Raw genomic sequence first — 19941 nt, 5'->3', positions numbered from 1 at the left:
GCACTGAGGGACTCGTGTGGTTACCTCCTCGGCTCGCGGGGTGCTCGGATGTCGCGGCTCAGGGCGTCGAGTACGCCCAGGACTTCCGGGATCTCGTCGCCGCCGCGGTTCAGCTCGAGGAGGGTCATGACCTGGAGCTGACGGGCGAGGTTCTTGAGCGGGTGGGTCCCGACCAGGCGATCCTCGGCCTTGTAGAAGGCTCGCTGGGCGTCGGCCCAGCCCGTTTCGACATCACCCCGCTCGAGGTGGAAGCACGCCAACTGGAGGCGGAGACGAACCACCAGGGCAGCGGTTTCGAGCGAGTCCGAGGACCCTTCCAGGCGCGAAAGCACTTCGTGGCAGGCTCGTTCGGTTTCGAACCAGTCGCTGTCCGAGGCGGTAATCGCGACCAGCTTCTGCAGTGACGTGACGAAGCAGAGGAAGGCCTCTGAGAGCGGCGAGTCGAAGTTCGGCCCCAATTCGAACAGGAGAATTTCCCGCGCCCGGCTCAGGTCGGCGCGGTCGGATGTGATCCGGAAGCGGTCTAAGAGAGCCGATGCCAGCGCAATCAGCGCGTCGCGGCGATCGTGCTCCCTGTCGGCCTCGTGGCGGATCGCGCGGAGCAGGTTGATGGCCTCATCGAGGCTGTTGCGGTCGCCTCGCAGGGCGAAGCGAGCCATGAGTGCCGACGCCAGTTTTCCCTGTACCCGGCGTGACATCGGTGCGTGCTGGGGAAGTCGGTCCAAAACGGTCCGGTAGCTGCTGATCAGGAAGTCGACATCTTGCTCGCTCATCGAGCTTTCCATGCGGCTGTCGGTGGCCAGCTGCTCCATGAAGCGCGTGTAGGGCGAGCCCTTGGTGACGCGGACTTCAGGCTCGTCCGAAGGGCGGGTGCGCCGGTACGACTCCGTCAGTTCGCGCAACGACTTCTCGCCGACCTCCGGCGTGAGCCCGATGATCAGCTGCGCCGCGCGTACCTTGGTGTCCGGCGTCGCCCTGGGATCGTGCGCCAGCTGTTCGAGGCTGTTCAGCAACGAGCGCCGGGCGGCGGGGTCGAGGTGGGCCGCGCTGTTGGTGACCGGGCGCTTCGCCTTCTCGGCGATGTCGAAGAGTGCGTCGACCTTGCCGGCGAGTTCTCGTTCGTGTTCGGCCGGATCGGCGTCCTCCGTGCTGTCCGTGGAGAACCGGCCGTGCGCGGTCGAGCGGGTGATGCCGAGCGTCCGGCCGATCGCCTCCCAGGATGCGCCCTGGGCCCGCTCGACGGTCACGGTCAGCTGGAGGATCTCCTCGGCGAGGGTGACGAGCTGCTTGGCCTCGGCCACCGACGGAACCGTCGACGAAGGCGGCGCCTGGTCCCGGCGCAGCCGCTTGTTCGCGACGGCTACGAGTTCGGCGAGACCGGACGCCGCTCCCGAGGAGAGCAGCGCAGGCAGGATCGAAGCAACACCCATACTTGTATGGTCCGCCCGAACACCACGTACGTCAACTCGGACAGAGATGTTCGGCGTGTCCGAACGTCAGGCGGGTCGCGGAGCCATTTCGAGTTTACCCCGTCGGAACGCGTAAAGGCCGCCACCGAGTACCTCCGGTGGCGGCCTTCACCGCGTCAAAACCGTCAGGAGAGGCGCTCGATGATCAGCGCCATGCCCTGGCCGCCGCCCACGCACATCGTCTCCAGGCCGAACTGCTTGTCGTGGTGCTGCAGCGAGTTGATCAGCGTCGACGTGATGCGCGCGCCCGTCATGCCGAACGGGTGGCCCACCGCGATCGCGCCGCCGTTGACGTTCAGGCGGTCCAGGTCGATGCCCAGGTCGCGGTAGGACGGGATCACCTGCGCGGCGAACGCCTCGTTGATCTCCACCAGGTCGATGTCGCCGATCGACAGGCCCGCCCGCGACAGCGCCTGCTTCGACGCCTCCACCGGCCCGTAGCCCATGATCTCCGGCGACAGCCCCGTCACGCCCGTCGACACGATGCGGGCCAGCGGCGTCAGGCCCAGCTCGCGCGCCTTCGTGTCGGACATGATGACCAGCGCCGCCGCGCCGTCGTTGAGCGCGCAGCAGTTGCCCGCCGTCACGCGGCCGTCCGGGCGGAACACCGGCTTCAGGCCCGAGACGCCCTCGATGGTCACGCCCGCGCGCGGGCCGTCGTCCTTGGAGACGACCGTGCCGTCCGGGAGCGTCACCGGGGTGATGTCCTTGGCCCAGAAGCCGTCCGCGATGGCCTTCTCGGCCAGGTTCTGCGAGCGGACGCCGAACTCGTCCATTTCCTCGCGCGTGACGCCCTTCAGCCGCGCCAGGTTCTCCGCGGTCTGGCCCATCGCGATGTAGACGTCGGGGACGTCACCGGACGAGCGGGGATCCGTCCAGCTGTCGGTGCCCGACTCGGCCGTCGCCGCGGTGCGCTTCTCCGCGTCGGCGAACAGCGGGTTGTGCGTGTCCGGCCACGAGTCCGAGCTGCCCTTGGCGAACCGCGAGACGGTCTCGACGCCGGCCGAGATGAAGACGTCGCCCTCACCGGCCTTGATCGCGTGGAACGCCATCCGGGTGGTCTGCAGGCTGGACGAGCAGTAGCGCGTGATGGTGCACCCGGGCAGGTGGTCGTAGCCGAGCTCGACGGCGACCGCGCGGCCCATGTTGAACCCGGACTCGCCGCCCGGCAGGCCGCAGCCCAGCATCAGGTCGTCGATGTCGGCGGGGTCGAGCTCCGGCACCTTGGCCAGCGCGGCCTGGACCATCTGCACGGTCAGGTCGTCGGGCCGCATGCCGACCAGCGAGCCCTTCCCGGCACGGCCGATCGGCGAACGAGCGGTGGAGACGATGACGGCTTCAGGCATGACGTGACACATCCTCGTATCGCGAGCTAAGCGGTTGCTCACCAGTGTGCCGTGAACCACGCTCCGGGCAAAGCCGAACGCGACCAACGCAACAGCGGGCTGGCAGGATCACCCGGGTGGGGACCGAGACGCGGGTGCTGCGGACGAGGACGATCCTGCTGTGGGGCGCCGGGCTGCTGGTGGTCGCCGCGCTCGCCGCCACCCTGCTGCTCACTCTCCTCGGTGGTGGCCGCCCCGAAGACTCCGCCCGCCTCGACGCCCTGCGGACCGCCGCCAACATCGTCGTCGGGACCGGGGGTGCCGCCGCGCTGCTGCTCGCCGCGCGGAAGCAGCGGTCGGCCGAGCTCGACCTCGCGCAGAAGGACCACGACGCCACCGAACGGCGGATCACCGAGATCTACGGCAAGGCCGCAGACCAGCTCGGCAGCGACAAGGCGCCGGTCCGCCTCGCCGGGCTGTACTCGCTCGAACGGCTCGCCGGCGGCTACCCCGAGCACCGGCAGACGATCGTCAACGTCCTCTGCGCCTACCTCCGGATGCCGTGCGAAGACGACGACAAAGAGGAGGCGCAGGTCCGCAAGGCCGCGCAGCGCATCCTCCTGCTGCACCTGCGCCCCGGCACGCCCGAACAGCCGAGCGAAGGCTTCTGGCCGGACATCGACCTCGACTTCTCCGGGGCGCGGCTGGCCGGGCTGAACCTCACGCACTGCTCGATCCGGTCGATCACCTGCTACGACACCACGTTCTCCGAACTGACGTCCTTCCGCGGCACCCGATTCCGCAGCAAAGCGGACTTCAACAAGGCGCGCTTCCAGCACCGCGCCGATTTCCGCGGGGTGGAATTCGTCGGCGGGTGCGAAACGTTCAACGGCACCGTTTTCGCAGGTCCGGTCGATTTCGGGACGAAGTCCACCGCCCGGCTCGCCGGGGCCGAAGCCGAACCGGGGTTCCCCCGCACCTGGCCGGCCGGCTGGGAAGAACGCGGCGGCCCGGGCCGGTCACAATTGACGCGAAAGGACGATCCGGGGCAACCGGCGCGCCGCTAGAATCGTCGAACCAACAGCAAGGTCGCCATTTCGGCACGGGAGGTGAACTGGCGATGATGACCGGACGGGCCGCCTACTGGGCGTCCCTGGCTCTGCGGAAGGGGTGCCGCACCACGGCCTGCGCCGGGCGGGACCTCCGGGACGGGATGACGGCTCAGCGTGCAGCGGCCCTCGGGCCGGGACCGGCGTAGACGAGCGGCTTGGTGGCCGCCCGCGGTCTTCGCCGGGTGGTCCGACCTCGCTGACGCGGACCCGGCGTGCCCGACGCGCACCCGGAGACCGCCGGCGCACGAGTGGACAACGCCACCGGTGCGCCGTTTAGGCTGGCGGTCGTGGAGTACGCAGAGCACATCGCAGACCTCGTGGGCAACACCCCGCTGGTCAAGCTGAACTCGTTGACCAAGGGGCTCAAGCCGCTCGTGCTGGCCAAGGTCGAGTACCTGAACCCGGGTGGCTCGGTCAAGGACCGCATCGCGCTGCGCATGATCGAAGCGGCGGAGCGCTCCGGCGAGCTGCGCCCCGGCGGCACGATCGTGGAACCGACGTCCGGCAACACCGGCGTCGGCCTGGCCATGGTCGCCCAGCGCAAGGGCTACCAGTGCGTGTTCGTCTGCCCGGACAAGGTCAGCGAGGACAAGCGCAACGTGCTCAAGGCGTACGGCGCCCGCGTCGTGGTGTGCCCGACGGCGGTCGCGCCCGAGCACCCGGACTCCTACTACAACGTCTCCGACCGCCTGGTCCGCGAGATCGACGGCGCCTGGAAGCCCAACCAGTACGCCAACCCGCAGAACCCGGAGAGCCACTACCTCTCCACCGGCCCGGAGCTGTGGACGCAGACGGACGGCAAGATCACGCACTTCGTCGCGGGCGTCGGCACCGGCGGCACGATCTCCGGCACCGGCAAGTACCTCAAGGAGGTCAGCGACGGCCGGGTGCAGGTGGTCGGCGCCGACCCGGAGGGCTCGGTCTACTCCGGCGGCAGCGGGCGGCCGTACCTGGTCGAAGGCGTCGGCGAGGACTTCTGGCCGGACACCTACGACCGGAACATCGCCGACGAGATCATCCCGATCTCCGACGCCGACTCGTTCCAGGTCACCCGCCGGCTCGCGCTCGAGGAGGGCCTGCTGGTCGGCGGCTCCTGCGGGATGGCCGTCGCCGCCGCGCTGAAGCTCGCCGAGCGGCTGACCGAGGACGACGTCGTGGTCGTGCTGCTGCCCGACGGCGGCCGCGGCTACATGACGAAGGTCTTCAACGACACCTGGATGTCCTCCTACGGCTTCCTGCCGCCCGACTCCTCCGGCGCGACGGTCGCCGACGTGCTCACCAGGAAGAGCGGGCACCTGCCCGCCCTGGTGCACTCGCACCCGAACGAGACCGTCGCCGAGGCCATCGCGATCCTGGCGGAGTTCGACGTCAGCCAGATGCCCGTGGTCAGCGCGGAGCCGCCGGTGATGGCCGCCGAGGTCGTCGGCGCGGTCAACGAGCGCGACCTGCTCGACGCGCTGTTCACCGGCAAGGCGCAGCTGGCCGACCGGCTCGAGCGGCACATGTCGCCGCCGCTGCCGACGATCGGCGGCGGCGAGCAGGTCGGGGCCGCGATGACGGCGCTCGAGGGCGCCGACGGGGCCCTCGTGCTGATCGACGGCAAGCCCGCCGGCGTCGTCACCCGGCACGACCTCCTGGGCTTCCTGGCCGGGCGCTGAACAGCAGCTGAGAAGGTGCTTGATCGGTGGACCCGGCAGGGGCGTTACGAGCGCCCCGCCGGGTGATCCGATAGCGTGAGCGCGAGTACAAAACTTTCGCGTCCTCGTCAAGGGGGTTCAAGACCCACATGAGTGCACCGCAGCCACCGAACCAGCCGTGGGGTGGCGGCCAGCCACCTCAAGGCCCGCCGAGTGGCCCCCAGCCGCAGCAGGACCCGTTCGGCAGCCCGGAACCCACCCAGGTCGTCCAGCCCGCCCAGCCCCAGAGCGGTTCCCCGTTCGGGGAGACGCCGGAGCCGACCCAGGTCGTCCAGCCTGCCCAGCCGGGTGACGGCGGGGCGGGCGCGACCCAGGCGATGCCGCCGGTCGACGCGAACGCGACCCAGATGGTGAACCCGGTCGGCGGCGGCGACGGCCCGGGCGGGGACTCCACGCAGCTGGTGCCCCCGGGCTCCCAGCCGCCGGCGATCCCGTACACCCCGCCGCCGAGCGCGGCCGACAACCCGGCCGCGGCGTTCGGCCAGCAGCCGGGTGGCTTCGGCCAGCCCGGCCAGCCGGGTCAGCCCGGTCAGCCGGGCGGGTTCGGGCAGCAGCCGGGCTTCGGCCAGCCGGGCCAGCCCGGCCAGCCGCCGCAGGGCTTCGGCGGTCCCGGGTTCGGTGGCCCCCAGCAGCCCGGCTTCGGCGGTCAGCCACCGCAGTTCGGCGGCCCGTCGGCCGGCGGCAACGGCCTCTTCGGCTACATCGCCGGTGGCGTCGTCGCCCTGCTGGGCCTGATCGCGCTCATCATCTCGTTCAGCTACATGGGTGACGCGAGCGACTACTCCTCGCTCGTCGACGGTGCCGGGCCGAGCCAGGAGTTCATCCAGAAGGCGCTCGACGCCGCCGGGCTCATCGGCCCGGGCCTGGTCTGGTTCTACGTGGTCATGATCCTGCTGGCGTCGCTGATCTCCCTCGCCGGCGGCGTCGGGCTCGCGCTCGTCGGCAAGCTCGGCGGGATCAAGAAGTTCGTCCCGATCGCGATCGTCGCGGGCGGTGCGCTCCTCACGATCTTCGCGCTGCTGCTCAAGATCGGCATGACGCCGAACGCCGAGGCGATGGCCGGGGCGTCGGCTTCCGAGCGGGACACGTTCGGCCTCGGGCTGCCGCCGCTGATCATCGGCATCCTGATCCTCATCGTGGGTGTCCTCGGGCTCATCCCGGCGACGCAGCAGTTCGTCGGCCTCGGTGGCGGCGGCGCCGCGCCGGGTGGCCAGCAGGGCTTCGGCGGACCCCAGGGCTTCGGCGGACCGCAGCAGCAGGGCGGGTTCGGCCAGCCGGGTCAGCAGGGCGGGTTCGGGCAGCAGCAGGGCGGCTACGGCCAGCCGCCGCAGGGCTACGGCCAGCCCCCGGGCTACGGCCAGCCGGGCGGGCCCAACCCGTCCAGCGGCGGGTTCCCGCAGCCGTCGAGCGGGGGCTTCCCGCAGCCGGGCCAGCCGCCGCAGCAGGGCGGGTACGGCCAGCCGGGTCAGCCACCGCAGGGCTACCCGCAGCAGCCGGGTCAGCCGCCGCAGGGCTGGGGCCAGCCGCCGGGTCAGCAGGGCCCGCCGAGCGGCGGGTTCGGCCAGCCCGGTCAGCCTGGTCAGCCGCCGCAGCAGCAGTGGTGAACTAGTACCCCTTTCCGTGCCCCGGAGCCCATTCGGCTCCGGGGCACGCTGCGTTCACGGCCGAATTCGCAATTGTCCGAAGAGGACGAATAAGCGGTACGCCAACTGTCGGTGATCACGTGACAGCAATTCTGCTACTACCGCAGGAAAATGATCTTGGGTTCCGCCGTCCGGCCGAATTCCGTTCTCTTTCGGAGTCATTTCCCCATTTCCCCACTAGGGTGAACGCCGTAGTCTCGCGCTGAAGCCCGATGGGGGAGTTGTGACCGGTCCGCACGGATACCCGGTGGCACATTCACGTTCGTATTCTTCGACTAGGCCGTCCGGCGTAACGGCGGTTCTCGCCGGCTTGCTCGGATTGGCCGCCGCCGTCGCCGCCGGGTACGTGCCGGTCAAGATCTACCTCGACATGCCCGCCGAATTCAGCCTCGGCGCCCTGCCGGTCTGGGTGCTGATCGACCTGGCGGGCTACCTCGGCGCCGGGCTGGTGCTGCTGCTGGGCGCGCTGGTGACGTTCTTCCGCGCGACGGCGGGTGCCGTCCTGCTCGGCGCCGGCGCCCTGCTGGCCATCGGGGCGCTGCTGACCGAGCCGTTCTCGGTGGGCGTCCCGCTGGCCCGCTTCGCCGACGCGATGTTCACCCACGGCGGCTTCGCGATGGTCGACCGGGTGGGCCTGGCCGCGCTGGCCGTGCTGGTGCTGGTCCTGGCGTTCCTGCCGCCGACGTTGCGCTACCTGCGCTACCGCACCCCGACGCTGGGGATGTGGACCGGCCAGGAGGCCTACTCGACCCGGAGCTGGTGAATGGACGTAGCGGCCCAGCGGCTCCCGGCTCCGCGCGCGGGGACCGCGATCGCCGCCGGGGTGATCGCCGTCATCGGCGGGCTGTGGTTCCTGGCGGGCATCTTCTGGGTGAGCCTCGTCGTGGGGTTCGGTCAGCAGGATGTACTGGCCCCGGGCCAGATCACCGACGCCGTCGTCGGCCTCCTGCTCCTGCTCGGCGGAGTCTCGTTGCTCGCGCGCCTGGAGGCGGGCCGGGTACTGTGCCTGGCCGCCGCCGTCCTCGCGCTGGTCGCGCCGATCGTCGGCCTCGCGCTCCGCTACCAGCGCATCCTCTTCATCGTGGGCGGCCCCACGGGCATCGACCCCGCTGTGCCGCGCGGGATCGTCGTGGCGCTGCCGTTCGTCGCGCTGCTGGTACTCGCCGCGCTGCCGGCCACCCGCCGCTGGACACGGCGCTGAGATCCATCCCACCTGACGGGAATGTCCGGCCCCCGCCGTACGCTTACCCAATGGTGGACGACTACTCCGTACTGGGATTCGAGACTCGCGCGATCCACGCCGGTCAGAAGCCCGACCCCCGCACCGGCGCCGTGATCGTGCCGATCTACCAGACCTCGACCTACGCGCAGGACGGCGTGGGCGGGACCCGCGAGGGCGACTACGAGTACTCGCGCACCGCGAACCCGACCCGGTCGGCGCTGGAAGAGGCGCTGGCCTCGCTGGAAGGCGGCCGGCACGCGCTGGCCTTCGCGTCCGGCATGGCGGCCTCCGACGTGGTGCTGCGCAGTACCCTGCGCCCCGGTGACCACCTCGTGCTCGGCAACGACGCGTACGGCGGCACGTTCCGCCTGATCGACAAGGTGCTCAGCCTGTGGGGCGTCGAGCACACCGTCGCCGACCTGGCGAACCTCGACGAGGTGCGCGCGGCGATCCGGCCCGAGACCAAGCTGATCTGGTGCGAGTCGCCGACCAACCCGATGCTCGGCATCGCCGACATCGCGGCGCTGGCCGGGGTCGCGCACGACGCGGGCGCGCGCCTGGTGGTCGACAACACCTTCGCGACGCCGTACCTGCAGAACCCGCTGTCGCTGGGCGCGGACATCGTCCTGCACTCGACGACGAAGTACCTCGGCGGCCACTCCGACGTGGTCGGCGGCGCGATCATCACGAACGAGGACGAGCTGCGCGAGCAGTTCTTCTACCTGCGCAACGCCGCGGGCGCGGTGCCGGGGCCGTTCGACGCGTGGCTCACGCTGCGCGGCATCAAGACGCTGGCCCTGCGCATGGAGCGGCACAGCGACAACGCCGAGCTGATCGTCCAGGCGCTGGTGAAGCACCCGAAGGTGGCGAAGGTCTACTACCCGGGCCTGCCGGAGCACCCGGGCCACGAGACGGCGGCGAAGCAGATGCGCCGCTTCGGCGGGATGGTGTCGTTCAGCCACGCCGATGGCGAGGCGGCCGCCCTCGAGGTGGCGTCCCGCACGAAGCTGTTCATCCTGGCCGAGTCCCTGGGCGGCATCGAGTCGCTGATCGAGCACCCGGGCAAGATGACCCACGCGAGCACGGCGGGCTCGACGCTCCAGGTCCCGGCGGACCTGCTGCGCCTGTCGGTCGGCATCGAGGACGGCCGCGACCTGGTGGCCGACCTGCTGGCCGCACTGGGCTGACCCTCAAGCGCCCCAAGGCGGCCTTGGTTGCGTCTGACGCACCGAAGGCCGCCTTGGTTGCGTCTGACGCACCGAAGGCCACATTGGGGCGTGCTGGGCTGATCAGCCGAGGTCGAGACCGCCGCCGTAGAGGCGCTCCACCCGGAGCGTGATCACCACGCGGCGGTCTTCGACCATGTTCCGCAGGAACACGGCCTCGTCCGCGGGATCGGTGAACGGCGCTTGCATCGCGAGCAGCGCCTGCCCGGTCTCGTCCCCCGGCACCGCGCTCACGGGCGACACCTCGGCTACCCCTTCCGCGACGGCGAAGGCCAGGTGATCGTCACTGCTGACGTACAACGAGGCATGCGGGTCGCGAGCCAGCTGGCGGACTTTCGCACGCCCCAGTGTCGAGCCGATCCGCACGACCCGCTCTCCGGGGTCCCAGGCGTAGGCGACGGTCGACAGGTGCGGGAAGCCGGCGCGGTTGACCGTGGCCAGCGCGCCCAGGTTCCGCGAACCGAGCAGCTCGCTCAGCGCGTCTTCGGTGGGCTTGGCGGGTCCCGGACCGCGGCCGGGCTCGTAAACGGTGGTCACCCGATGATCATCGGGGACGGCCGGATCCCGCGGAAGAAGGCACTTTCCTGTTCCCGGGGCACACGGGGGTAACCCACCAGGTCAGGGGTTGTAGTTCCCGTGCACGACGCCGCCGGACTTCGGCGTGCCCGCGGCCGGGAGGTTCGCGCCGTCCACGCAGCCGCCGACCAGCTCGACGTGGCTGTCGTGGCGGATGTACTGGGCCGGGGACGCGCACGAGGCGCTGTCCACCGTGATGTACGCGGCTCCGGTGAGCGCGGCGGCCGACGCCAGGCCGATCACGAGCGGGACCAGCCCGGCGGACCGGGTGGCGCGAGCCCGTCGAGCGTCGTTCCCCCGTGCCATGGTTGCTCCCTGTTTACCGTGCGTTGACACCGCCCAGGGTACCCGGCTCCCCGCCCTGTCAACCTGTGGAGTTCCTGAGTGGCATAGTCCGGGCCATGGAACTCGTCACCATCGAGCGGATCCAGGCCGCCCGGGAACTCCTAAAAGGAGTGACCAGGGTGACGCCGATGGAGCACGCGCGCGACCTGCGCAAGCTCCACGGCGGTCCGGTGCACCTGAAGTGCGAAAACCTGCAGCGCACGGGGTCGTTCAAGATCCGCGGCGCCTACACCCGCATCCACGGCCTCAGCGCCGCCGAGCGCGAACGCGGCGTCGTCGCGGCCAGCGCCGGCAACCACGCGCAGGGCGTCGCCCTCGCGTCGTCGCTGCTCGGGGCCAAGTCCACCGTCTTCATGCCGCTGCGGGCTCCGCTGCCGAAGCTCGCCGCGACCCGCGGCTACGGCGCCGACGTCCACCTGCACGGCGCCCTGCTGGAGGAGACCCTCGCCGCGGCGATCGAGTTCGGCGAGCGGACCGGCGCGGTGTTCATCCACCCCTTCGACCACGCGGACGTCATCGCCGGCCAGGGCACCGTCGGGCTCGAGATCCTCGAGCAGGTGCCGGGCGTGAAGACGATCCTGGTCGCCACCGGCGGCGGCGGGCTGGTCGGCGGGGTCGCGTCGGCGGTGAAGGCGGTGCGGCCGGATGTCCGCGTCGTCGGCGTCCAGGCCGAGGAGGCCGCCGCGTACCCGCCGTCGCTGGCCGAGGGCGCGCCGGTCCGGCTGGGCTCGACGTCGACGATGGCCGACGGCATCGCGGTCGGCGAACCGGGCCCGGTCAGCTTCGCGCACGTCGCGTCGCTCGTGGACGACGTCGTGACGGTCTCCGAGCAGTCCCTCTCCCGGGCGGTGCTGCTCTGCCTGGAACGCCGGAAGCTGGTGGTCGAGCCGGCCGGCGCGGCGACGGTCGCGGCCCTGCTGCAGCACCCCGGGATCTTCGAGCCCCCGGTGGTGGCGGTCCTCTCGGGCGGCAACGTCGACCCGGTGCTGCTCCTGCAGATCATCCAGCACGGCATGACGGCGGGCGGCCGCTACCTGCGTCTCCACCTGCGCGTCCCGGACCGGCCGGGGTCGCTCGTGGGCGTGCTGTCCCGGGTGAGCGAGCTGGGTGCGAACGTCCTCGACGTCGAGCACTCGCGGATCTCCGGCAGCCTCGACCTCGGCGAGGCCGACATCGTGCTGGCGCTGGAAACCCGCGGTCCCGAGCACTGCAAGGACCTCGAGATCGCGCTGACGGACGCGGGCTACACGGTCGTCTGACCGGCCCTTCGGGGGTTCCGGGTGGCGGAGCCCCCGGCCCGGGGCGAAGCCCCGGATGTCACAGCTGTTCGCCGGTGATCGCCGCCAGGGCGAGGTCCTTGGCGGGCTCGGGGACCTCCGACGGCGCGGTGAAGCGGCGGGCCCGGATGTGGGCGACCAGGTCCGGGTCCGGTGGCACGCCGTGCTCACGCAGGTAGTACGCGACCGCGCCGGGCCACGCCCAGGCCCCGTCGGTGCGGAAGTTCATCGGCACCGCGTCCGCGCGGTCCGGCGCGAACGCGTCCGGGCCGTTGCTGCGCGAAGCCAGGATGACCGGCGCCGCGTCGAGGTACGCGAGCACCCGCTCGGCCTCCGCCGGGACCAGCTGCGGACGGCGGATGAGCGGGCGGCCCGACGCGTCGACGCCGTCGTAGATGCGCGGCGTGCGGACCTCGCCGTCGGCGACCGGCGGGGTCAGGCCGGCGCGCTCGCGCAGCCAGGCCGGGATGTGCTCGTCGGCGCGGGGGAAGAACCGCAGCTCGTCCTGGAACCCGATCGGCGGCGGCTGCTGCCGGAACGGCGGTTCGAGGTCGGGCCGCACGAAGTCGACGTCGGGCGGCTGCGCCGGCTCGAACACCAGGATCGCGCCCAGCCACGTGCCGAAGCCGGGCTGGTACATGCCCGAGCGCAGCACCCCGAGCAGCCGCACCGCTTCCGGGTGCGGCTGGCCGGGCCGGGGCAGGCCGTCCGGCCCGGTCACCAGCAGGTCGGTTTCGACGTGCCGCCCGGCGGCGCGGTACTCCACGCGCAGCTGCCGCCACCCCGGCGGCACCTGCGACGTCAGCACCGCCCCGATCTGGCGGACGATCTCCTGCTGCTGGTCCGGGCGCAGCGGCCCCGGTGGCTGGCTCATGGCGTCTCCGGCTCAGATGGTGATCTCGCCGACGCGGGTTCCCGCGAGCAGGTGGTGGGGCAGGTAGTCCGACTCGACGTCGAACGCCATCCCGGCGTCGCGCGCGAGGCAGGCCATGGCGAGCGGCGCCAGCGCGACGATGCTCGTGGCGTCCCGCGGCCGTTCGGGATCGGCCGTCCAGTACCGCTTGTGCAGCTCCAGCGCGGTGACGAGCGACTCGGCGAACTTGCCGTCCTCGCGCTGGGTGTAGAGGTAGAACAGCTCGATCGGCGGGAAGGACAGCTGCAGCACCGCTTCGGGAACCGACGCCCGCAGCGCCTCCGGCTCGGTGCCGCGCATGGCCGCCAGCACGGCCTCGATCAGGTCGCCGTCGCCGCGGATGTGGATCTGCAGCGCCCGCACCCAGTCGAAGGTGAACTCGTCGTACTGCGGGCCCGCCTGGCGCAGCAGGTCGACCGGGACGGCCGCCAGCAGGTCGAGCCGCGCCTGGTCGCGCGCGATGATCGCCAGGTAGACCGCCTTGAGCCAGTTCAACGCGTCGCTGTCGCGCGTCGGCCCGGTCGCCGGACGGCGGATCACGTCCTCGCCGAACCGGAACTCGACCTCTTCGCCCTCGGGCCGGTTGGCGGTCGCGAACAGCGCGCTGCCCGCCTGCAGGGCCCGGGCGAACGCCAGCCACGTTTCGTTCTCCGCGGCGCGCGGGTCGGCGCCGCAGCGGTCGGCGAACTCGTTGTACGACCGTTCCAGCGCGAAACTGGGGCCGAGGGTGTCGGTTTCGATGTCCTCGCGCGCCTCGTGCCGGCGCGCGAAGAGCCGTTTGACCGCACGTTCGGCATTCGGCGCGTCGAAGTCGTGCCGTTCGACTGTGGGCACCTTTTCGTCACTCCCCACGATTCTTCGGTGGCCGGTCCGCCAGGTCGAAGTGCTTCAGGTTGTAGCCACCGTACACGGGACGTTTCTTGAACTCGCCCGGGTTCTCGGGGTCCGGAACCTTGGCGCCGGCCGGGTCGAGTTCGAACTCGTCGCGCACCCGGGCCTTGGCGACGTAATAGTCGAGATTCCCCTTCTTCATGGCGCGGCGCATGTCTTCGGCGAGGTTTTGTTCCGCTTCCGTGCCGTTCCGTTCCATGTTCTGGATGATGCTTTCCACGTACTTCGGGTGACCCTGTTCGTAGCGCAGCTGGTCGCCGGCCGGACCCTGCCGGGTGCCGAGCCCGGCGTTCGGCCCCTTCGCCTCGACGACGACGATCTTCGGCTTGCCGTCCGGGCCGGTGACCTCGTAGATCTGGTCGAACCGCCCCGATCCCGGCTTGTCGCCGACCCGCGTGTTGTCGCCGTGGAGTTCGGGGTCGGGCAGTTCCTTGATCGTGTGCGGCGGCGACGGGAACTGGTCCGCGACGGCGTCCCGCGCGGCGTGCTCCCCGAGGTCTTCGCCGAGGTTGGTCCGGTCCCGGTGCGCCTCGGTGCGCTCGCGCTCGATTTCCTTGTCGATGGTGCCGCTTTCCTCGGCCTTTTTGTAGTCCGCTTCGGCGTCCCGTGCGCGTTCGTTCGCTTTGTGCCGCCGGTCGATCAGGTCCTGGGCTTCGTCCTTCTGCGCCTGCGTCGCGGCGTGTTCCCGTTCGTGCTGCTTGTGGTAAGTCGCTTCCTCGAAGTCGTCGGACTTCGGTTCGAACCGCTCCCCGGCGGGCTTGGTCTTGTCTTCCTTGATCTTCGGGATGCGCTCGTCGACGGCGTCGGTCTGGTCGGCGTTCTTCCGCGAGTACTCGCCGTTCTTGTTCGGGCCGTCGTAGTACTTCTCGCGGTAGGCGTCGTCGTTGATCTTCTCCTTCATCGACGCCTTCGGCTCGCGGTCCGGGCGCTCGATGTCGACCGGGTCGTCGTCGATGTAGCGCTCGCCGCGGTGCTGCGCGCTGTCGGCGTCGACGTCGTGCTGGCTGCCGTGGTGGGTGTCGGGCGCGAAGCCGTCGTCGCCCGCCCGGTGCGTCGAACCGTCCGGGTGGTGGGTGTTCCACTCGCCGTCCGGTGGGATGCGGGGGCGCATGCGGCCGTCCGGGCCGATTTCGTAGTCGGAGGAGAAAACGCGGCCGTGCGAGTCGGTCCAGGCCGGCTTCGTCGGGGCCATGACCTCGGTGTCGAGCTCGCGCGAAAGCCGGTGCGCGAAGTCGTTCGAGCCGGCGTCGCAGCCGATCAGGCGGACCGGGCGGCCGTCGTAGTCACCGTTGCGGCGCAGGATGTCCGCGAACTCCTCCGGCGTGTAGAGCCGGTCGCCGATCCGGGCGTGGCCGTCCGGGGTGACGTGCACGTCGACGGTGTAGCGGCCGTCCGGGTCGGGCTGCACGCGGTGCGGCAGGTCGCCCATTTCGGGGTCGCCGGCGTGGTACGAGCTGCCCGACGGCGTGCTTTCGGCGTGCCGCGCGTTGACCTCGTCGGGGGTCAGCGGCTCGTCGTGGTGCGGGGTCGCGCCGTCCGGGTCGTGGTGGCCGGGGCCGTTCTCGTGCGGAGCGGTCCCGTGCTCGTGGGGCCGGGTGCTCGGCGCGTGGGTGTCGGGGGCGTGCGTGCCGGGGCCGTGTGTGCCTGGACCGAAGCCGCGGGCCGCGGGTGCGGGCGCGTCCGGCGTGCGCGGACGGCCGCCGGGCAGGTCGCCGCCGGTGCGGGGGCGGCCGGGCGCGTCGACGTGCGGGCTGTGCGCGCCCGGGCTGCCCGGGGTGCCGGTCCAGCCGCCACCGCCGGTGCGCGGGGAGCCACCGCCGAGGCCGCCACCGGGTCCGCCGCCGGGCGGCATGCCACCGCCGCCGCCCATCATCGGCGCGCCACCCTGCGGCGGGACGCCGGCGGCGGCGCCATCGCCCCCGCGCGGCGACGGGACGGTGCCGGGTTCACCGGTGCGCGGAGCGGCGGGCGCGGTCCCGCTGGCGGAGGTGGTGCCATCGGCCCGCGGCGGCGCGGCGCTGCTGGGTGTTTCGGTGCCGGGGTGCGAGCCGCTGTCCCCGCCACGGGACGGCGAGCTGTCGCCCGTGTGCGACGGCGTGCTGTCCGTGCCGCGGGTGGGTGAGGGGCTGGTGTCGCCGGTGTGCGAGGGCGTGCTGTCCGTGCCGCGGGTGGGTGAGGGGCTGCTGTCGCCGGTGTGCGACGGGGTGCTGTCCGTGGCGCGGGCGGGGGAGGGGCTGGTGGCGCCGGTTAGCGATGGCGTGCTGTCGCAGCCCCGGGTGGGCGACGGCCTGCTGTCGCCCGCCCGCGACGGCGTGCTGTCCGTGCCGCGGGTGGGTGAGGGGCTGGTGTCGCCGGTGTGCGAGGGCGTGCTGTCCGTGCCGCGGGTGGGTGAGGGGCTGCTGTCGCCGGTGTGCGATGGCGTGCTGTCGCTGCCCCGGGTGGGCGACGGACTGCTGTCGCCGGCCCGCGAGGGTGTGTTGTCCCCGGCGTGCGAAGGCGTGCTGTCCGCCCCGCGAGTCGGCGAGGCGCTGGTGTCGCCGGTGTGCGACGGGGTGCTGTCGCTGCCCCGCGTGGGCGACGGGCTGCTGTCGCCGGTGTGCGACGGCGTGCTGTCGCTGCCCCGGGTCGGCGACGGGCTGCTGTCACCCGCGTGCGACGGCGTGCTGTCACTGCCCCGCGTAGGCGAAGGACTGCTGTCGCCCGAAGGCGATCGAGTCGGCGAAGGGCTCGAATCGCCCGCGCGCGAAGGAGAACTGTCGCCGGTGTGCGACGGAGAACCGTCCCCGGTGTGGGATGGCGAGCCGTCGTCCGACCGCGCCGCCGACGGCGATCCGTCTCCGTCGCCGGTGTGCGACGGCGAACTGTCCCCGTCCGGCGAGCCGGATCCCTCCCGGCTCGGACTCCGGCGGGAACCCGGATCGGTGTTCATCGGATCGGAACTCGGCGAATCCCCGTCGGCGTGGCCGGGATCGCCCGGGTTTTCCCCGCTGGGCGAGGAATCCCCGTCGCCGCTGTGGGAACCGTCCCCGGAAGAACCCTCACCATCGCCGGAGTGCGAGCCGTCCCCGCCGTGGGCGCGGGTGTGGACCCCGCCGCCCTCCTTGGGGATCTTGTGGACGAAGCCGCCTTCCTTGACCTTCAGCCCGTCCAGCCCGCTGACCTTGCCCAGCACCTTGCCGAAGACCTTCGCGATCTTCTCGAAGACGTCGACCAGCTTCGACAGCAGCGGCGACACCTTGCGGATCGTGTCGGTCAGCTTCTTGAGCAGCTCGCCGATCTTCTTGCCCCACTTGGCGATCGCGGCCGACGCCTGCGCCACCACCACCGGCGTGCCGAAGCCGAGGGAGAAGACCTCCTCCATCACCCACGCGATCAGCTTGCCGACCAGGTCCGCGATCAGCTGCCGCACGGTCTCGCGCACGAACGACACGACCTGGCCCATGATCATCGTGACCGTGCTGATCGCGCCGGCCACCGTTGCCGCGCCCGACAACGCCTCGCTGTGCTCGGCGGCGAACTTGCGGTAGGCGTCCGCACCGGCGCCGGTCCAGCCCGTCGTGCCGTTCTTGACCGCGTTGTCGAAGTCGGTCTTGCGCTCGCCGAGCGCCTTGGAGACGTTGCCCCACGTGTCGGCGTAGGACTGGATCACCGGCGGGTTGCCCGCGACGGAGTCGAGCATGTCCTTCAGCGGCTGCACGTGCTCCATCAGGAACGACGCCACCGACGACATCAGGTAGCCGAACGGGTCGATCGCCGCCCCGGCGATCTCGCCGGCCAGCGACAGCATCCCGAGGCCGCCGGAAACCCAGTCGCCGTCCTTGATCCCGTTGAACGCGTCCATCGACGACTCGGCGATGCCGATGCCGCCGGCCCAGCCGTAGTCGCCGTTGCCCGCGGTGAACGCGCCCGGCCCGTCCGGGTCCTGCTTGGCGTCGACGACGAGCGGGTTCCCCTCCGGCATCACGCACCGCCCGCGGACTTGTTGAGGTCGTCGGCCACGCCGGACTCGTACTTGTGGTACGCCGCCGCGGCTTCGCGGACCTTGCCCGACACCGCGGTCATCGCCTGCACGGCGTCCTTGAGCGCGTCGATCCCGTACTGCTCCACCGGGTCGAGCATCATCCGGAACGGCTGGCAGAGGATGCCGTACGCGTCGGTCGGCATGCTGACCTGGTTCGCCGCGTCGACGGCCTGCTGCAGCCCGTCCCCGATGGCGTCGAGCTGGTGGGCGTGCGCCGTCAGGTCGGTGCTGAGTTCCACATCCGTCATCGGTTCCCCCTCAGGAAAGGATCGGTCCGCCGAAGTCGTCGTCATCGTCGTTGTCGGCCGGACGCCGGCGCCGCGGCGGCTGCGGCGGGGCAGGCGGCGCGGGCGGCTGCGGCGGGGTGCGCGGCGGCTGTTCGTCGTTGTCCTCCGGCAGGAACCGGCGGACGCGGTCGGGCTCCGGGAACGCGGGTTCGGGCTCGGGCGGCGGCTGCGGGAACGTGCTCTGCGCCTCGCGGACGATCTCCGCCGCGGCCTGGTCGCCGGTGCCGGTGGTCTCGCTCATCGCCTGCTGCAGCAGTTCGGGGATCCGGGCCTGCGCGCGCTGGACGAGCTGCATCACCTGCGCCGACACCTCGGCCATCCGCTTGCTCGTGGCGGTCTCGGCGATGACGAGGTTCTTCAGCAACCCGCGCGAATCCACGGTCACCTGGACCGTGCCGTCCTTCGACCGCTCGGTGACCGACTGGCCCTGCACGCGATCGGCCAGCGCCTGGTACCGGGCGGCGTTCTCCTCGAGCCGCTTGGTCCAGTTGTCGATCATCGCGTCGCTGGCGTCGATGCTGTCCGGCATCCCGGCCCCTCCTCTTGAGCTTCTCCACACTGACGGTTCCGGGCAACCATCGGTTCCCGGAACACGCCAAAGGCCACCATAGGGGACCCGGAGGTCTCCCACGGTGGCCTTCGCTGTGTTACCTGTCAGAGGTTGCCGCGACAGTGTCTGATGGCGCCTCGGGCGTTAAAGATTGCCTCGGCGCTCCTGCTCACGCTCGATCGCCTCGAACAGGGCCTTGAAGTTGCCCTTGCCGAAGCCGAGCGAGCCGTGGCGCTCGATCAGCTCGTAGAAGACGGTCGGGCGGTCGCCGATCGGCTTCGTGAAGATCTGCAGCAGGTAGCCGTCCTCGTCGCGGTCGACCAGGATGCTGTGCTCCTTGAGCGTCTCGATCGGCACGCGGACGTTGCCGATCCGGGCGCGCAGCTCCGGGTCGTCGTAGTAGGAGTCCGGGGTGTCGAGGAACTCGACGCCGGCGGCGCGCATCGCGGTGACCGTCGCGATGATGTCGTTGGTGGCCAGCGCGATGTGCTGGCAGCCCGCGCCGTCGTAGAACTCGAGGTACTCGTCGATCTGCGACTTCTTCTTCGCCACGGCGGGCTCGTTCAGCGGGAACTTGACCCGGTGGTTGCCGTTCGAGACGACCTTGCTCATCAGCGCCGAGTATTCGGTCGCGATGTCGTCGCCGACGAACTCCGCCATGTTCACGAAGCCCATGACGCGGTGGTACCAGTCGACCCAGTAGTCCATCTTGCCGAGCTCGACGTTGCCGACGCAGTGGTCGACGGCCTGGAACAGCCGCTTCGGCGCGCCCTCGGGCCGCTTGATCGTGCTCTCGCGCGGCTCGTAGCCGGGCAGGTAGACACCGTTGTAGCGCGACCGGTCGACCAGCGAGTGGCGGGTTTCGCCGTAGGTCGCGATCGCGGCGACGCGCACGGTGCCGTGCTCGTCGGAGACGTCGTGCGGCTCCTCGAGGATGGTCGCGCCCTGGGCACGGGCGTGCTCGATGCACTTGTCGACGTCGGTCGTCTCCAGCGCCAGGTCGATGACGCCGTCGCCGTGCTTGCGGTGGTGGTCCAGCAGCGGCGAGTCCGGCTTGACGCCGCCGGTGATGACGAACCGGGCCGAGCCGGACTTCAGCACGTAGGACTTGCGCTCGAAGACGCCGGTCTCCGGGCCCGAGTACGCGACGAGCTGCATCCCGAACGCGATCTGGTAGTACCAGGCGGTCTGGGTGGCGTTGCCGGCGATGAACACCACCGCGTCCATGGCCTTGACCGGGAACGGGTCGGTCGAGGCGTCGTGGTCCACGAGCCCGACGAGCTGACGCAGCTGGTCGTAGCTGACGTCGTCGAGCGCACCCTGGGGTTCGGCAGTCTGGGTCATACCCCGAAGGATCATCCCTTCGAGGCAAGATGCGCAATGGTCT

General features: G+C 71.2%; 17 protein-coding genes. 7 read left to right on the top strand and 10 right to left on the bottom strand.

What is annotated here, in order from left to right:
* Positions 1-20 precede the first annotated feature (20 nt).
* Positions 21-1430, bottom strand: a complete 1410-nt coding sequence (locus tag ABFJ78_RS44545) for a hypothetical protein (RefSeq protein WP_436393483.1) — start codon at positions 1428-1430, stop codon at positions 21-23.
* A 164-nt stretch (positions 1431-1594) separates the two neighbouring features.
* Positions 1595-2815: an acetyl-CoA C-acetyltransferase gene (locus ABFJ78_RS44540; protein WP_436393482.1), complete on the bottom strand. Its 1221-nt coding sequence runs from the start codon at positions 2813-2815 to the stop codon at positions 1595-1597.
* Between the two features lie 116 nt (positions 2816-2931).
* Here ABFJ78_RS44540 and ABFJ78_RS44535 point away from each other — a divergent pair, with 116 nt between their 5' ends.
* The 6 genes from ABFJ78_RS44535 to ABFJ78_RS44510 all read left to right on the top strand — a co-directional run bounded on the left by ABFJ78_RS44535 (position 2932) and on the right by ABFJ78_RS44510 (position 9655).
* A complete protein-coding gene (locus ABFJ78_RS44535; protein WP_436393481.1) occupies positions 2932-3861 on the top strand; it encodes a pentapeptide repeat-containing protein in 930 nt (309 codons plus the stop codon).
* Between the two features lie 332 nt (positions 3862-4193).
* Complete coding sequence (locus ABFJ78_RS44530; protein ID WP_436393480.1) at positions 4194-5564, top strand: cystathionine beta-synthase; 1371 nt, start codon at positions 4194-4196, stop codon at positions 5562-5564.
* A 128-nt stretch (positions 5565-5692) separates the two neighbouring features.
* Positions 5693-7207, top strand: coding sequence for a hypothetical protein (locus ABFJ78_RS44525; protein WP_436393479.1), 1515 nt, complete (start codon positions 5693-5695; stop codon positions 7205-7207).
* 349 nt (positions 7208-7556) lie between these two features.
* The gene (locus ABFJ78_RS44520; RefSeq protein ID WP_372663470.1) at positions 7557-8009 is read left to right on the top strand and encodes a hypothetical protein; all 453 of its coding nucleotides are present in this window, start codon (positions 7557-7559) and stop codon (positions 8007-8009) included.
* Complete coding sequence (locus tag ABFJ78_RS44515) at positions 8010-8447, top strand: hypothetical protein (RefSeq protein ID WP_436393478.1); 438 nt, start codon at positions 8010-8012, stop codon at positions 8445-8447.
* A gap of 50 nt (positions 8448-8497) precedes the next feature.
* Complete coding sequence (locus tag ABFJ78_RS44510; protein WP_400894810.1) at positions 8498-9655, top strand: cystathionine gamma-synthase; 1158 nt, start codon at positions 8498-8500, stop codon at positions 9653-9655.
* A gap of 102 nt (positions 9656-9757) precedes the next feature.
* Here the strand turns inward: ABFJ78_RS44510 and ABFJ78_RS44505 are convergent, their stop codons facing one another.
* On the bottom strand, positions 9758-10231 hold the full coding sequence (locus ABFJ78_RS44505; RefSeq protein ID WP_436393477.1) for a TIGR03618 family F420-dependent PPOX class oxidoreductase: 474 nt from the start codon (positions 10229-10231) through the stop codon (positions 9758-9760).
* An 81-nt stretch (positions 10232-10312) separates the two neighbouring features.
* The gene (locus tag ABFJ78_RS44500) at positions 10313-10576 is read right to left on the bottom strand and encodes a hypothetical protein (RefSeq protein ID WP_364453480.1); all 264 of its coding nucleotides are present in this window, start codon (positions 10574-10576) and stop codon (positions 10313-10315) included.
* A 95-nt stretch (positions 10577-10671) separates the two neighbouring features.
* On the opposite strand from ABFJ78_RS44500, the gene ilvA reads away from it, so the two are divergent.
* The gene (ilvA, locus tag ABFJ78_RS44495) at positions 10672-11874 is read left to right on the top strand and encodes a threonine ammonia-lyase (RefSeq protein ID WP_436393476.1); all 1203 of its coding nucleotides are present in this window, start codon (positions 10672-10674) and stop codon (positions 11872-11874) included.
* Between the two features lie 58 nt (positions 11875-11932).
* On the opposite strand, the gene ABFJ78_RS44490 is transcribed toward ilvA, so the two are convergent.
* The 6 genes from ABFJ78_RS44490 to hppD form a co-directional block, all read right to left on the bottom strand.
* On the bottom strand, positions 11933-12766 hold the full coding sequence (locus ABFJ78_RS44490) for a ferredoxin (protein ID WP_436393475.1): 834 nt from the start codon (positions 12764-12766) through the stop codon (positions 11933-11935).
* Positions 12767-12778: 12 nt separating this feature from the next.
* A complete protein-coding gene (locus ABFJ78_RS44485; protein WP_436393474.1) occupies positions 12779-13639 on the bottom strand; it encodes an immunity 49 family protein in 861 nt (286 codons plus the stop codon).
* Between the two features lie 7 nt (positions 13640-13646).
* The gene (locus ABFJ78_RS44480; protein WP_436393473.1) at positions 13647-17657 is read right to left on the bottom strand and encodes a hypothetical protein; all 4011 of its coding nucleotides are present in this window, start codon (positions 17655-17657) and stop codon (positions 13647-13649) included.
* The gene (locus ABFJ78_RS44475) at positions 17657-17965 is read right to left on the bottom strand and encodes a type VII secretion target (protein ID WP_436393472.1); all 309 of its coding nucleotides are present in this window, start codon (positions 17963-17965) and stop codon (positions 17657-17659) included. The genes ABFJ78_RS44480 and ABFJ78_RS44475 overlap by 1 nt, the downstream gene beginning before the upstream one ends.
* Before the next feature lie 10 nt (positions 17966-17975).
* Positions 17976-18533: a YbaB/EbfC family nucleoid-associated protein gene (locus ABFJ78_RS44470; protein WP_436393471.1), complete on the bottom strand. Its 558-nt coding sequence runs from the start codon at positions 18531-18533 to the stop codon at positions 17976-17978.
* A 165-nt stretch (positions 18534-18698) separates the two neighbouring features.
* Entirely contained in the window at positions 18699-19898 is a 1200-nt protein-coding gene (gene hppD / locus ABFJ78_RS44465) for a 4-hydroxyphenylpyruvate dioxygenase (RefSeq protein WP_436393470.1), read from the bottom strand.
* Positions 19899-19941: the final 43 nt, after the last annotated feature.

Origin of the sequence: Amycolatopsis sp. MEPSY49, assembly GCF_051337345.1 — a bacterium.
Lineage (GTDB): Bacteria > Actinomycetota > Actinomycetes > Mycobacteriales > Pseudonocardiaceae > Amycolatopsis.
Note: the sequence above shows the minus strand (reverse complement) of the source record. Positions and strands in the feature narration are given on the sequence as shown.